The following is a 13,073-nucleotide window of genomic DNA, read 5'->3' as shown; positions in this document are numbered from 1 at the left end:
GGGGGCTCCTCTCAGGCCGACTCCCGCCGGACGAGGTGGGTGTCGAGGATGACGACGGGCTGCCGGAGCTCCTCGCCGTTGATGCGGGCGACCAGGAGCCGCGCCATCTGCCGGCCCATGGCCTCCGTCGGCTGGTGGACGGTGGTGAGCGGCGGATCGGCGTGCAGCGCGGCCTTGGAGTCGTCGAAGCCGATCACCGCGACGTCCCGCGGAATGCGGCGGCCTTCGGCCTTGAGCACCCGCATCGCGCCGAGCGCCATCGGGTCGGAGGCGGCGAAGACCGCGTCGAGCTCGGGGTGGCGCTCCAGCAGCTCGATCATCGCGGCCGAGCCGCTCTGCTCGGAGAAGTCGCCGAAGGCCACGATCTCCGGCAGGCCGGAGGGCAGCAGCGCGTCGCGGTAGCCGGCCAGACGGTCGACGCCCACGCCCATGTCCTGGGGGCCGGCGATGGCCGCGATCGCGCCGCGGCCGAGGCTCAGCAGGTGTTTGACCGCCTGCCGGGCCCCGGCCCTGTTGTCCATGTCGACGTAGCTGTAGGGGTCGAGGCCGACGGGGCGGCCGCCGAGAACGGTCGGCACGCCCATCGCCTCCAGCCGCCCCGGCAGCGGGTCGGCGCCGTGCAGCGACAGGAGCAGCACGCCGTCGACGTGCTGCCCCGTCAGGTAGTGCTCCAGCCGCGCGTGCTCCTCCGGGGTGCGCGCCATCGCGAGGATGAGCTGCAACCCGGTCTCCGCCAGCGCCGAGCCGATGCCGCGGATGGTGCCGGCGAAGTAGGGCTCGTCGAACACCCGGAGCTGTGACTCCGACACCACCAGCGCCACCGTGTCCGTGCGGCGCGTCACCAGGGCGCGCGCCGCACGGTTGGGCACGTAGCCCAGCTCGCGGATCGCCAGCTCCACGGCCTCGCGGGCCTTGGCGCTGACATTGGGCGAGCCGTTGATGACTCTCGACACCGTGCCCCGGCCCACACCCGCGCGGGCCGCGACGGCCTCAAGAGTCGGTCGGTTCATGGGTCCTATTCTGCCGGATGATCTCCGCGTACCAGAGCGCGCTGTCCTTCATCAGCCGCTCCTGGGTGTCGAAGTCCACGTGCACCAGGCCGAACCGCTTGCCGTAGCCCCATGCCCACTCGAAGTTGTCCATCAGCGACCAGGCGAAGTACCCCTCCAGGGGCACGCCGGCCTCGATGGCCGCCTTGCACGCGCCGAGGTGTGCCTCCACGTACGCCTGCCGCTGCCCGTCGTGCACGCGGCCGTCCTCGATGACGTCGTCGAACGCGGCGCCGTTCTCGGAGACCACCATCGGGATCGGCGGGTAGTCGCGCGCGACGCGGGTGAGGACCTCGACGAGGCCGCCCTCGTCGATCTCCCAGCCCATCGCCGTCACGGGGCGGCCCCCGTTGGCGAAGGACACGTGCTCGCTGCCGACCCACGGGGAACCCGCGTCCGTGGGGGCCGCCGCCGCCGACTGCCGGCCGCCTGGTGCTCCCGAGACCGTGAAGCGGCTGTAGTAGTTGACGAGCAGCACGTCGAGGGGCGCGTTGATGATCTTCAGGTCGCCGTCCTGGATGAAGTCCGTGTCGCCGGGCAGGTCGGCGAGCACGTCCTCCGGGTAGCGGCCGAGCAGCATCGCGTCCAGGAAGAAGCGGTTCTGCAGGCCGTCGATGCGCCGGGCCGCGTCGAGGTCCGCGGCGCTGTCGGTCTCCGGGGTGATCGCGTACAGGTTGACGCAGCCGCCGACTCGGCGCGCGCCCATGGCCTGGACGGCCAGCCCGTGCGCCAGGTTGAGGTGGTGCGCGCCCCTGATCGCGTTCTCCGGCTCGCGCCTGCCGGGGGCGTGCTCCCCGGAGGCGTAGCCGAGGAACGCGGCGCACCATGGCTCGTTGACCGTGCTGAACGTGTGGACGTGATCCTTCATCGCCTCGTGGACGGTCGCCGCGTAGTCGGCGAAGCAGTAGGCGATGTCCCGGTTGGGCCAGCCGCCCTTGTCCTCCAGCTCCTGCGGCAGGTCCCAGTGGTAGAGGGTGAGCCACGGGTCGATGCCGTGCGTGCGCAGCTCGTCCGTCAGGCGCTTGTAGAAGTCCAGGCCCTTCTGGTTGACCTTGCCCGAGCCGGTCGGCTGGATCCGCGGCCAGGAGACCGAGAACCGGTACGCGGTCAGGCCCAGATCCGCCATGATCGCGACGTCGTCGCGGAAGCGGTGGTAGTGGTCGATGGCCGTGTCCGCGTTGTGCCCGTTCAGGATCTTGCCGGGCGTCCTGGTGAAGGTGTCCCAGATCGAGGTGCCCCGCCCGTCCTCGGCGACGGCCCCCTCGATCTGGTACGCCGAGGTCGCCGCGCCGAAGGTGAAACCCGTGGGGAAGCGGAGCCCGGAACGCGTCTGTTCCTCTTGTGTCGTCACGCCTTGACCGCACCTTCCATGAGTCCGCCCACGATCTGACGGCCGAATGCGATGAATACAGCGACTAGCGGGATGATGGACAACGCCGTGCCCGCGAAGATCAACGTGTAGTTCGTGGAGAACCTCGCGTTGAGCGAGGTGATCGCGATCTGCACGGTCGGGTTGTCCGGGGTGAGCACGATCAGCGGCCACATGAAGTCGTTCCACATGAGCATGAACGTGTTGATGCCGAGCACCGCCATGCCCGGCCGCACGGCCGGCAGCACGACGTTCCACCAGATGCGCAGCGTCGCCGCGCCGTCCACGCGGGCCGCCTCGACCAGCTCCATCGGCACGGCCTGGCGGGTGTACTGCGTCATCAGGAACACGCCGAACCCGTTCAGCAGGTACGGCAGGATGACCGCCTTGAGGGTGCCCGTCCACTCCAGGCTCACCATGAGCCGGTAGAGCGGCACGACGCCCATCTGCTGCAGCGGCACCGCCATCGTGAGCAGCACCAGCACCAGCAGCACGTTGCGGCCCTTGAACTGCAGGTTCGCGAACGAGAAGCCGGCCAGCGTGGAGATGATGACGACCGAGACCGTCACCGTGGCGGCGACGATGAACGAGTTCGTCAGGCCCAGCAGGAACTTCGCGTCCTCGTTGTTGAGCACCGCGATGATGTTCTCGCCGAGGTTGCCGCCCGGCAGGAACGGCGGCGGCACGGACACCGCGTCGGAGTTCGTGCGCGAGGCGATGACCACCATCCAGTACAGCGGGAACGCCGACAGGAACACCGCCAGGCCCAGCATGACCCTGGTGAAGACGGTCGGAGACCAGTTGGTCATTTCGTGCCTCCGATCCTGCGCACGAACAGGAAGTTGATCGCGGCACCGATGAGGATGAGCAGGAACAGCAGCCAGGCGGCCGCGGCGGCGTAGCCGTAGTCGAACTCCCGGAAGCCCTCCTTGACGATGAACATGGCCACCGTCTGGAACTGGCCCTGCGAGCCGCCGTCCACGTTGCCGCCGTAGAAGGTGGTCGGCTCGGCGAACAGCGTCAGACCGCCGATCGTGGAGTTCAGCACCACGAAGATCATGGTCGGGCGCAGCATCGGCAGCGTGATCTGCCAGAACTGGCGGCGGCGGGAGGCGCCGTCGATCGCGGCGGCCTCGTACAGGTCGCGCGGGATCGTCTGCATGCCGGCCAGGAAGATGATCGCGTTGTAGCCGGTCCAGCGCCAGTCGACCATGGTCGCGATGGCGATCCAGGACGGGATGCGCTCGGCCCGCCAGTTGAAGGGCTCCACGCCGAACGAGCCGAGGATCCAGTTGACCAGGCCCCAGTCGCGGGCGAAGAGCTGGGTGAACACGACCGCGACCGCGACCACCGAGGTGACCAGCGGGAGCAGCACGCTCATCCGGATCGCCAGGCGGAAGCGGAAGCGCTTGTTGAGCGCGTTGGCCAGGAACAGCGCGAGCAGCATCTGCGGCACGGTGGCGAGGACGAACATGCCGACCGTGTTGATCACCGCGCGCCAGAAGTCGTCGTCGGTGAGGAGCGCGGTGTAGTTGCCCAGGCCGATCCACTCGGTGGTCCCGGCCAGGTCGTAGTCGTAGAGCGAGTAGTAGAGCGTGAAGGCCAACGGGAAGAGCCCGAAGGCGGCGAACAGCAGGAAGTAAGGAGACACCAGGGCGTACGGCATCCCCTTGACGTCGAATCGCGACGTCCAGCGGCGGCCGGGCGGACGGGCACGACGGTGGTTGCTCCGTGACGCCCGCGGGAGGGTGTCGAGGCTCATAACAGACCTTTCGGCGGCAGAGTGCCCGGCCCGCTCGTGGCGGGCCGGGCAGAAGGATCAGCCCGCGGCCTTGACCGCGTCGTCGACCAGCTGCTGCCAGGCCTTGTCGTAGGCCACCGAGCCGTCGTCCATGCCCTGGATGACCGACTCGATGGCGTTCTTCACCTGCGCGTGCTTCACGCCGAGGAAGACCGGCTGGAGGGAGGAGGCGGACTTGGCGAAGATCTCACCGATGGGGGCGTCGTTGAAGAACTCGTTCTTCGCGCCCTGGACGGCCGGGTCCTGCTGGGCCTTGGTGTTGCTCGGCATGTTGCCGAAGTCGGTGAAGATGCTCGCCTCGGTCTCCGCCTGGGTCAGGTAGTCGGCCACCATGGCCGCTTCCTTCGGGTGCTTGGACTGCTTGGGCACGGCCAGCCAGGAGCCGCCCCAGTTGCCGCCGCCGCCGGGCACCGAGGCCACGTCCCACTTGCCCTTGCCGCTGTCGCCGGCGTTGTCGCTGACCACGCCGAGCATCCAGGACGGGCAGCCGACCGTGGCGAAGGCGCCCTTCTGGGTGCCCGCGGCCCATTCCTCGGTGAAGTTGCGCAGCTTGGCGGTCAGGCCCTGCTGGCTCATCTTCGAGGCGAAGTCGAAGGCGTTCTTCACCGCCGGGTTCTTGTCGACGATCAGGTTGTTCTGCTGGTCGAAGTAGGTGACGTTGCCGTTCTTGGCGGCCTCCTGGTACAGGTACACCTGGTAGAGGGTGTTGGTGCCGTCAGCCCACTTGGTGTCCTTGACCTTGCCCTGGAACTGCTGGCCGACCTTCATGAAGTCGTCCCACGTCGGCCACAGGGCGCTCACCTTGTCGCGCTCGCTCGGCAGGCCGGCCTTCTTGAACAGGTCGGCGCGGTAGCAGACGCTCATGCCGCCGATGTCGGTGCCGAGGCCGAACAGCTTGCCGTCGGCGGTGACGCCGTTCTCCCACTTCCAGGCGGGGAAGTCGGCCTTACGGGAATCCAGGCCGAACTCCTTCAAGTCGGCCCACCACTCGGGGTGCGCCTTGGCGAGGCCCATGCCGCCCTCGTCGATGCCGACCACGTCGCCCGCGCCCGTGCCGGACGTGAGCCACTGGATCATCTGCGGCCAGTACTGCTGCTCGAACTGGTCCGTCAGGTGCTCTTCCTTGATCTGGATGTCCTTGTGCTCGGCGTTCCACTTCTCGATGGCCTTCTTGTAGCCGAAGTTGGTGCCGCCGCCGAAGGTCTGAACCCGGATCGTGACCGGCTCGGCCGCTCCGGACGAGGCGGGAGCGCTGGACTGCGAAGTGCCGCCGCCGGAACTGCAGGACGCGACCGTCAGCGCCGCCGCGGCCAGCACCGAGGCCGCGGCCAGACCGCCGCGACGCTTGCTGATCATCATGGTGGACCCCTTCTCGGGTGAATGTTGGGGGAGTGCACCGCGGCACGCGCTCCGCCGCGGTGGGAGTCTTTGGGAGCGCTCCCACAAAGGGTGCACTTGCCCGCTGTTCACGTCAATCCACCGAAACGCAACCGTTACCGATGGGGTGATTTGTGACCGTGAAAGCGGATTTAAGGGGATGAAGCGTGCAAAGGGAGGATTGGGAGCGCTCCCATCACATCAGACACGTTTTGTGTCGGATGAAGGGCATGTCGCCCGTACCTTGGGCGCTTGCCGCTGGTCATCGTTCCCAGTCAGCGGGGTTCCAACTGGGTCGCAAAGAAGATCCAAGTGAGCTGCATCCGCATGATGGTGGACTCGGTCACCCGACCCCCGGAGGAGGTGATCGATACCGTTACGCCCGGATGAGCGGGTGCGGTGACGCCGCTCGGGGTCCTGAGAGCGGGCCGTGACCGCGGCCGCTTGAAACCGTTCACACGGGAACGCCCGGCCGGCCGGATCGGGACGCCGGGCGTTCCGCGGAGCCTATGAGTGGCGGCTCGTGGCTATGGCGCGTGGTCCGGGCGGGAGGCGCGGTGCAGCCGCAGGCCGAGGACCGACGACGCCACCAGCACCAGTCCCGCGATCATCAACGCGAGCGAGCCGCCGACCGCGCCGTCCGTCCAGTCCCACACCGCCTCGGGCACGGCCAGGGTGAACCCGGCGACGCCCGCCACGAGCAGCACCCAGGCCCGTTCCCACCGGTACAGCACGAGGCAGGCCACCGCGACGGCGAACGTCGTCACGTACGACCAGGCCAGGCTGTCGCCGGTCCCGGCGCCGTGCTGCGCGCCGAACAGCGCCACGACCGCGCCGAGTCCCAGCCCGAGCCGCCGCTGCCCGATCACCCCGGCCATCACCAGGGCCGTCCACGCGACGCCCGTCCCGACCAGCGTCAGGCCCACGGTCATGGAGCCGTAGCCGGCCAGCTCGCCGGCGACGGCCCCGGCGGTCAGCGCCGCGAACCCGGCGGCCGCCACCACGCAGGGGCCGCCCGGCAGCGCCACGTACCCGGCGGCGGCCAGGACCAGCCCTGTCACGGAGGCGGCCGTTAGCTGACGTCCGGTGACGACGGCGGCGAGCTCGGCGGCGGCCAGGGCCCCGGTCACGGCGGCCAGCGCCAGCGCCACACCCCCGATCCGCTGCCGCACGGGCCCGGCCCGCCCGGCCCCCTCCGACCAGGCCCGCCAGCGCTCCCCGGCACCCAAGTGGACGAGGGACGGTGGCTCACCCGGCCCCCCGCCCGACGACGGGCGAGAGCGCGCCGCCCCTCGCGGGCCGGTCTCGTGCGGGCCGGTCTCGTGCGCGGCGCTCTCGTGCGGGCCGGTCTCGTGTGCGGCGGCCTGGTGTGCGGCGGTCTCGTGCGCGGCGGGCCCGTGCGCGGCGGTCCCGTGCGGGGCGGGGGAGGAGCGGAGGCGGGGGCCGAGGTCGGCCAGGAGGAGGCCGGCGGTCAGGAGGGCGGCGGTCGCGGCCAGGAGGATGAGGACGCGGGCCGTCGTGGACAGGACCGGCCACGACGTCCCCGCCAGCGACACCGCGCCCACCAGCAGCAACGCGCCGCCGACGTATCCGGCGACCTCCGCCCACCGCGCCCGCGCCGGCCGCTCCGCCTCGTCGAGCGCCTGGTGCACGGCCAACGCCTGCGCGGCCGTCAGCGTGCCCTCACGTACGAGCCGCCGCAGCACCTCGTCCCGGCTCTGAGTCACCTCGCGGCCCTCCTTCCCCCGTCCCATCGCCGGACAGGCGCCTGCCGAAACCCGTCCGGACCACGCCACGCCGGCCCGCATCCCCGAACCTGCCGGGGCCCCGGACGTCCCGCGGAAAGGAGCCGGTCGTTCCTGTGACTAGGAGCCCGTACGGGGCATCTGACCTGGGAGAAGGAGCGGGACGAGGAGGTCTGTGATGAGGGCGAGCGTGGGAGATCGGCTGGTGGTCGAAGGCACGTACGGGGGCGAACTCCGCAAGGAAGGCGTCATCGTACGGGTCGAGCACGACGACGGCTCGCCGCCGTACATCGTGCGGTGGCTGGAGGACGGGCACGAGACCCTGGTGTTCCCCGGCCCCGACGCCCGGGTCGTCGCCGGAGCCCGGTGACCGCGGTGCCGCCGGCTCCGGGGCGTGGCTCGCCGGGAGGATGACCCGGATGCCCAGGTCGCGGCTGGTCCGGGTGCCGCCCGGCTGCTGCCGTACCGCGTGGGCGGGCGACCCCGCCCGCGCGGCCGGGCCGCGACGGCACGGGAGCGGGGGAGGCGCGCGATGACCGGGCCCGTCCTGGTCGCCGTGGACGGCTCCGCCCCGGCCGCCGCCGCCGTGGAGTGGGCCGCCGCCGACGCCCAGCTGAGAGGGCTGGCGCTGCGGCTCGTGCACGTGTGCGAGCGGCGGCCCCCGGGTCAGGACGGATTGGAGCCCTGCGAGGAGACGCTGGACGTGGCGCGGGACCGGGCGCTCGCCCTGACCCGCGACGTCGAGGTCGAGGCCGCCCTGCTGACCGGCGACGTGGTCGAGGCGCTGCTCGCGGAGTCGGTGACGGCGGACAGCGTGGTGCTGGGCAGCCGGGGGCTCGGCGGGTTCGCCGGGATGCTGCTCGGCTCGGTCGGCATGGGGGTGGCGGGGCACGCCCCCGGGCCCGTCGTGATCGTACGGGAGACGTCCGTGGTGCGGCACGGCCGGGTGGTCGTGGGCGACGACGGCTCGGAGCAGGCGGCGGCGGCCGTGGCGTACGCGATCGAGCAGGCGAGGGCCCGTAACGTCACCCTGCACGTGGTCTGCGCCTGGCAGTCGCCGGTGTACTCGCCGTACGCGGCGGCGTACGACACGCTGGCGCAGGAGGGCTACGAGTACCTGACGCGGGCCGCGGCCGAGCGGGCGGCGGCGTGGCGGGAGAGCGCCCCCGACGTCCGGATCACCGACGCGCAGGTGCACGGCCACCCCGTGCACGCCCTGATCGAGGCGGGCCGGGCGGCGGACCTCGTGGTCGTGGGCTCGCGCGGGCGGGGCGGCTTCGCCTCGGCCCTGCTCGGGTCCGTCGGCCACGCGGTCCTGCACCGCCTGACCTGCCCGGTCGCGGTGGTCAGGCCGCGCCCCGGTGGCGGGTGACGGATCGGCGCGCCGGGTCAGTTCTCCGCCACGACGAGGTCGCCCGCGGGCCGTCGCGGCGCGCGGTCACGCGTCCCCGGCCAGCTCGACGACCACCTCGGGCGGCCGGCGCAGCGAGTTGTGCACGGTGCAGCGCGAGATCACGGCCAGGAACGCGGGCCGCCGCTCGGCGGGCAGGCCGGGCGCGGTCACGCGCAGCCGTACGGCGGCGATCCGGGCGGGCCGGTCGGCGGCCAGGCCGAAGTCCGCGCTCACCCGCAGCCCCTCCCGCGAGGCGCCGTGGCGGGACAGGAAGCGGCCGGCGTAGTAGGCCACGCAGGAGGCGAGGGAGGCGACGAACAGCTCGGTCGGGGTCGCGCCGGCGTCGTCGCCGCCCGCCTGCTCCGGCTGGCCGGCGACCAGCGTGTGGCCCCGTACGGTGATGAGGTAGGACTCGCCGCCGGCGTGCGCGACCTCGACCCGTTCGGGCAGGTCGGACGGCGGTACGGGGGCCTGGAGCGGGATCGTCGCGTGGCGGGCGTCCATGGTGATCTCCTTCGTTCGCCAGGGAGCACGGTGGCCACCCTCCACCTTGGCCTCCGGGAGGGAGAAGGGGGAGGGCCCAAACCCCTCACCGCCGCTCTCCGCGGTCAGGGCGGGTCGAGTGCGGCGAGTGCGGCGTCGATCGTGGGCAGCAGGTCCAGTCCGGCGGCGCCGGCCGTGCCGAGCAGCGGCAGGCCGCCCGTGACCACCAGGCGCCCGCCGGCCGCGGCGGCGTCGCGGGTGGCCGAGCGCAGGACCTCAAGGCCGGCCGCGTCCAGGCCGGTCAGCCCGGCGAGGTCCACGACGAGTGCCGGGACCGCCAGCGTGGCGAGCGTCTTCGCGAGGTACATCCGCAGGATCTCCACCGGCGCGCCGGACAACGGCCCGCCGAGCTCGATCAGCAGGACCTCGCCGCGGCTGCGGATCCGCAGGGAGAAGTCGCCGGCGGCGGAAGGGCCCGTCGGGTCTGCGGGCGCGGTCGGGGTCATCGTTCGCTGGCTCTCCAAGGCGCTACGGAAGCATCACCGGCCGGACTTCCCGGCACACCGCCGACGACACTACCGGCTGCGGAAGGAGAACATCACAGCAGGTAACGGAGCCACAGGTAAGGAGCGACCAGGCCGATGGTGACCGCCGTGACGACGAGGCCGTACTTCGTGAACTGCCAGAAGCTGATCGGGGTGCCGTTGCGGGCGGCGATGCCGAGCACGACCACGTTGGCCGCCGCGCCGACGGCGGTGGCGTTGCCGCCCAGGTCGGCGCCGAAGGCCAGCGCCCACCACAGCGCCTGGTCGCCGCCGTTCGCGTCGACGAGCCGCTCGACGATGGGGCTCATGGTGGCGACGTACGGGATGTTGTCCACGATCGCCGACAGCACGCCGGACACGCCGAGCAGCCCCAGGGTGGTCAGCTCCGGCCGCCCGGCGGTCGCCTCCACGGCGGCCTTCGACAGCTCGCCGATGACCCCGGTCTCCACCAGGGAGCCCACCATGACGAACAGCCCGGCGAAGAACACCAGCGTGGGCCACTCGACCTCGGCGATGGCCTGCTCGGTGGTCACCTTCGTCACCGCGACCAGCACCCCGGCGCCGAGCAGCGCGACGACCGACGGCTCGTAGTGCAGCACCGGGTGCAGCACGAACGCCGCCATGACCAGCACCAGCACGCTCAGCGACTGCCACAGCAGCGTCCGGTCGCCGAGCGCCTCCCGCTCGTCCAGCGCCATGATCTCCGCGGCCCGCTCGGGGTCGTGCCGGAAGTGCCGCCCGAACATGAGCCGGCACAGCGCGACGAACACCGCCATCAGCACGACCACCATCGGCGCCATGTGCACGAGGAAGTCGTTGAAGGTCAGCCCGCCCCGGCTGGCGATGATGATGTTCGGCGGATCGCCGATCAGGGTGGCCGCGCCGCCGATGTTGGAGGCCATGGCCTCGGCGATGAGGAACGGCGCGGCGGGCAGTGCCAGCCGCTCGCACACCAGGAACGTCACCGGCGCGATGAGCAGCACCGTGGTCACGTTGTCGAGCAGCGCGGAGGCCGACGCGGTGATGATCACCAGCAGCGCCATGAGCCGGAACGGCCGCCCGCGGGCCCGCTTGGCCGCCCAGATCGCCAGGAACTCGAAGACGCCGGTCTCCTTCAGCACCCCGACGATGATCATCATGCCGAGGAGCAGGAAGATGACGTTCCAGTCGACGCCGGTGCGCTCGGAGAAGAACGCCGCCTCGGCGCCCGTGGCGTGGATCAGCAGCATGATCGCCGCCCCGCCGAGCGCGGCCGCGACCCGGTGGACCTTCTCGGTGGCGATCAGCGCGTACGCGGCCAGGAAGACCGCCACGCTCGCCCAGGAGAGCGCGGTCACGCGGGAAACCGGTCAGTGAGGCGCACTGGCACATCCTCTGCTCACGACGGATGAACGACTCGCCGACCAGACTTCCCGGCACACCTCTGCACAACGTATCAAGAACGCTCCCGTGTGGAATCATGGGGCGCGGGGGAGCGGATCATGACCTTCGGCGTGCGCCAGTTCGAGCTGGCGCTGATGCATCGCATGCGCGACCTCGCCGCCGCCCGCGTCGAGGACGCGCTCAAGGCCATGGGCGCCACCCGCGCCGAGCTGCGGCAGGCGCACACCCGGTGGACCGCCATGGCGCACTCGGCCCGGGCCCCGAAGGGGCGGCGGGCGTTCCTGGCCGCGCTCGGGCCGCCCGCGTACGAGGGCGAGCGGCGCGTGGGCAGCCTGACCTGCGACGTGGCCCGCTGGGCGCTGCCGTCCTGGCCGGGACTGCGGTTCGAGGTCCTGTCCGGGCCGGGCGGCGAGGTGTGGAACCAACGGTTCGTCCGGCCGGGCGGCGGGCGGGCGTTGCCGTTCGCCGAGCTGACGCCGTGGAGCTGCGTCGTCGCCGACGTCGGGGCCGGCTTCCCCGGCGCCTCGCACATCGAGGGCGCGGCCCCTCACCACTGGACGGTCGGCTTCGCCCACGAGGGCACCCACTACCGCGCCCGCTTCGTCTACGGCCTCCACCAGCGCCTCGACCGGGCCGACGACGACTCCTGACGCCCGCGCCGAACCGGACGGGACGGCCGGACCGGGCGGCCAGACCGCGCCTCGCCAGGCCGGGCTGAGCGGCCAGACCGCGCCTACCCAGGCCGGGCGGCTAGACCGCGCCTACCCAGGCCGGGCCGGGCGGTCAGACCGCGCCTCGCCACGCATGGCCAAGTCGCGTCGGGCCGGGCGGTTAGGCCGGGTCAGGGGGCCGCGGGAGCCTGTGCGGCCGTCGACGTCCGCTCCACCAGCGCCGGCTGGAAGATCACCCGCCGGTGCTGATGGCCCGGCACCCGGCCGGACTCCTCCAGCAACATCTGCGTGGCCGTGTCGCCGATCTGCTCGCGCGGCTGCCGGATCGACGACAGCGGCACGGCGGCCGCCGCCGCGAAGTCGATGTCGTCGTAGCCGAGGATCGCCACGTCGTCCGGCACCCGCAGCCCGCGCTGCGTCAGCTCCTGCAGCACCCCCAGCGCGACCAGGTCGTTGCCGCAGAACACCGCGGTCGGCCGCGCCCCGGGCGACAGCTCGGCGATCTCCCGGCCCGCCGTGCGGCCGGTCGCGACGTTGAGGTCGGGCAGCCGGATGACGGTCAGCCGCTCCCGCTCGCCCAGTACGGCGGCCAGCCCGTCGTGCCGGTCCTCCACCTGCCGGACGCTGAACGGCCCGCCGGCGTAGGCGATGTGCCGGTGCCCGCGCTCCAGCAGGTGCCGCCCGGCCAGCCGGCCGCCGAGCACGTCGTCCACCGCCACCGCGCACCCGTGGCTGAACCGGGAGGAGTTGTCGAACACGACGACCGGGATGCCCCGCGACACCAGCTGCTCCAGCCGCTCCCGCTGCCCCCGGTCGTTGACCGGCGTGATGAGCACGCCGAGCGGCCGCTGCTCCGCCAGCTCCTCGATCAGCCGCTCCTCCCGGTCGGCGTCCTTGCTGCTGTTGAACACCATCACGGTCAGCCTGTCGCGCTGCGCGGCGCTCTCGACGCCGCTGAGCACGTCGATGAAGAACGGATTGGCCAGGTCGAGCGCCACGACGGCGATCGTCCTGCTGCGCCCGGCCCGCAATTGCCGGGCCGAGCCGTTGCGGACGTAGCCGAGGCGCGTGATCGCGGCCTGCACGCGCTCGCGGGTCTCGGGAGCGACCATGTCGGGACGGTTGAGCACGTTGCTCACGGTGCCGACGGAGACCCCGGCGAGGCGGGCGACCTCTTTGATGCTCGACATCGTTCCTCAGTGTCAGTCGCCACCGCGTCCAGCGGCGTGGCCCCCTAGCTTATGCGATCATCGGCCA

General features: G+C 71.9%; 13 protein-coding genes. 3 read left to right on the top strand and 10 right to left on the bottom strand.

Going from position 1 to position 13,073, the window contains the following annotated elements:
- Nucleotides 1-11: 11 nt before the first annotated feature.
- From AC27IY_RS45300 to AC27IY_RS45275, 6 genes are all read right to left on the bottom strand, one after another.
- Nucleotides 12-1,010 (bottom strand): LacI family DNA-binding transcriptional regulator, encoded by a 999-nt coding sequence (locus AC27IY_RS45300; RefSeq protein ID WP_091084348.1) that lies wholly within the window; start codon nucleotides 1,008-1,010, stop codon nucleotides 12-14.
- On the bottom strand, nucleotides 991-2,400 hold the full coding sequence (locus AC27IY_RS45295) for a GH1 family beta-glucosidase (protein ID WP_423447644.1): 1,410 nt from the start codon (nucleotides 2,398-2,400) through the stop codon (nucleotides 991-993). The genes AC27IY_RS45300 and AC27IY_RS45295 overlap by 20 nt, the downstream gene beginning before the upstream one ends.
- Nucleotides 2,397-3,227 carry a carbohydrate ABC transporter permease gene (locus AC27IY_RS45290; RefSeq protein WP_423447642.1) on the bottom strand — a complete coding sequence of 277 codons (831 nt, stop codon included), beginning with the start codon at nucleotides 3,225-3,227 and terminating at the stop codon, nucleotides 2,397-2,399. The genes AC27IY_RS45295 and AC27IY_RS45290 overlap by 4 nt, the downstream gene beginning before the upstream one ends.
- A complete protein-coding gene (locus tag AC27IY_RS45285) occupies nucleotides 3,224-4,180 on the bottom strand; it encodes a carbohydrate ABC transporter permease (RefSeq protein ID WP_423447640.1) in 957 nt (318 codons plus the stop codon). The genes AC27IY_RS45290 and AC27IY_RS45285 overlap by 4 nt, the downstream gene beginning before the upstream one ends.
- 57 nt (nucleotides 4,181-4,237) lie before the next feature.
- Nucleotides 4,238-5,578, bottom strand: coding sequence for an extracellular solute-binding protein (locus AC27IY_RS45280; RefSeq protein ID WP_423471894.1), 1,341 nt, complete (start codon nucleotides 5,576-5,578; stop codon nucleotides 4,238-4,240).
- Nucleotides 5,579-6,123: 545 nt separating this feature from the next.
- The gene (locus tag AC27IY_RS45275) at nucleotides 6,124-7,323 is read right to left on the bottom strand and encodes a hypothetical protein (RefSeq protein WP_487181757.1); all 1,200 of its coding nucleotides are present in this window, start codon (nucleotides 7,321-7,323) and stop codon (nucleotides 6,124-6,126) included.
- 196 nt (nucleotides 7,324-7,519) lie between these two features.
- Between AC27IY_RS45275 and AC27IY_RS45270 the strand changes: the two genes are divergently transcribed.
- Nucleotides 7,520-7,711: a DUF1918 domain-containing protein gene (locus AC27IY_RS45270; protein ID WP_344205883.1), complete on the top strand. Its 192-nt coding sequence runs from the start codon at nucleotides 7,520-7,522 to the stop codon at nucleotides 7,709-7,711.
- 162 nt (nucleotides 7,712-7,873) lie between these two features.
- A complete protein-coding gene (locus tag AC27IY_RS45265; protein ID WP_449954572.1) occupies nucleotides 7,874-8,713 on the top strand; it encodes a universal stress protein in 840 nt (279 codons plus the stop codon).
- 66 nt (nucleotides 8,714-8,779) lie between these two features.
- On the opposite strand, the gene AC27IY_RS45260 is transcribed toward AC27IY_RS45265, so the two are convergent.
- From AC27IY_RS45260 to AC27IY_RS45250, 3 genes are all read right to left on the bottom strand, one after another.
- A complete protein-coding gene (locus tag AC27IY_RS45260; RefSeq protein ID WP_423447632.1) occupies nucleotides 8,780-9,238 on the bottom strand; it encodes an OsmC family protein in 459 nt (152 codons plus the stop codon).
- 104 nt (nucleotides 9,239-9,342) lie between these two features.
- Nucleotides 9,343-9,723 (bottom strand): STAS domain-containing protein, encoded by a 381-nt coding sequence (locus AC27IY_RS45255; RefSeq protein ID WP_344205889.1) that lies wholly within the window; start codon nucleotides 9,721-9,723, stop codon nucleotides 9,343-9,345.
- A gap of 92 nt (nucleotides 9,724-9,815) precedes the next feature.
- The gene (locus AC27IY_RS45250; protein ID WP_423447630.1) at nucleotides 9,816-11,099 is read right to left on the bottom strand and encodes an ArsB/NhaD family transporter; all 1,284 of its coding nucleotides are present in this window, start codon (nucleotides 11,097-11,099) and stop codon (nucleotides 9,816-9,818) included.
- 144 nt (nucleotides 11,100-11,243) lie between these two features.
- On the opposite strand from AC27IY_RS45250, the gene AC27IY_RS45245 reads away from it, so the two are divergent.
- Entirely contained in the window at nucleotides 11,244-11,795 is a 552-nt protein-coding gene (locus AC27IY_RS45245; RefSeq protein ID WP_487181756.1) for a hypothetical protein, read from the top strand.
- Nucleotides 11,796-11,986: 191 nt separating this feature from the next.
- Here the strand turns inward: AC27IY_RS45245 and AC27IY_RS45240 are convergent, their stop codons facing one another.
- Nucleotides 11,987-13,006: a LacI family DNA-binding transcriptional regulator gene (locus AC27IY_RS45240; RefSeq protein ID WP_371252341.1), complete on the bottom strand. Its 1,020-nt coding sequence runs from the start codon at nucleotides 13,004-13,006 to the stop codon at nucleotides 11,987-11,989.
- Between the last annotated feature and the right edge of the window lie 67 nt (nucleotides 13,007-13,073).

The sequence above is a fragment of the Nonomuraea sp. B208 genome, from assembly GCF_057536035.1.
The sequence above is the reverse complement of the archived record's forward strand: the minus strand, read 5'-3'. Positions and strand labels throughout refer to the sequence as shown.

Coding starts and splice junctions, on each gene's coding strand:
- AC27IY_RS45265 (WP_449954572.1), top strand. CDS start 7,874: ATGACCGGGCCCGTCCTGGTCGCCGTGGACGGCTCCGCCCCGGCCGCC.
- AC27IY_RS45255 (WP_344205889.1), bottom strand. CDS start 9,723: ATGACCCCGACCGCGCCCGCAGACCCGACGGGCCCTTCCGCCGCCGGC.
- AC27IY_RS45245 (WP_487181756.1), top strand. CDS start 11,244: ATGACCTTCGGCGTGCGCCAGTTCGAGCTGGCGCTGATGCATCGCATG.
- AC27IY_RS45260 (WP_423447632.1), bottom strand. CDS start 9,238: ATGGACGCCCGCCACGCGACGATCCCGCTCCAGGCCCCCGTACCGCCG.
- AC27IY_RS45300 (WP_091084348.1), bottom strand. CDS start 1,010: ATGAACCGACCGACTCTTGAGGCCGTCGCGGCCCGCGCGGGTGTGGGC.
- AC27IY_RS45280 (WP_423471894.1), bottom strand. CDS start 5,578: ATGATGATCAGCAAGCGTCGCGGCGGTCTGGCCGCGGCCTCGGTGCTG.
- AC27IY_RS45285 (WP_423447640.1), bottom strand. CDS start 4,180: ATGAGCCTCGACACCCTCCCGCGGGCGTCACGGAGCAACCACCGTCGT.
- AC27IY_RS45240 (WP_371252341.1), bottom strand. CDS start 13,006: ATGTCGAGCATCAAAGAGGTCGCCCGCCTCGCCGGGGTCTCCGTCGGC.
- AC27IY_RS45290 (WP_423447642.1), bottom strand. CDS start 3,227: ATGACCAACTGGTCTCCGACCGTCTTCACCAGGGTCATGCTGGGCCTG.
- AC27IY_RS45270 (WP_344205883.1), top strand. CDS start 7,520: ATGAGGGCGAGCGTGGGAGATCGGCTGGTGGTCGAAGGCACGTACGGG.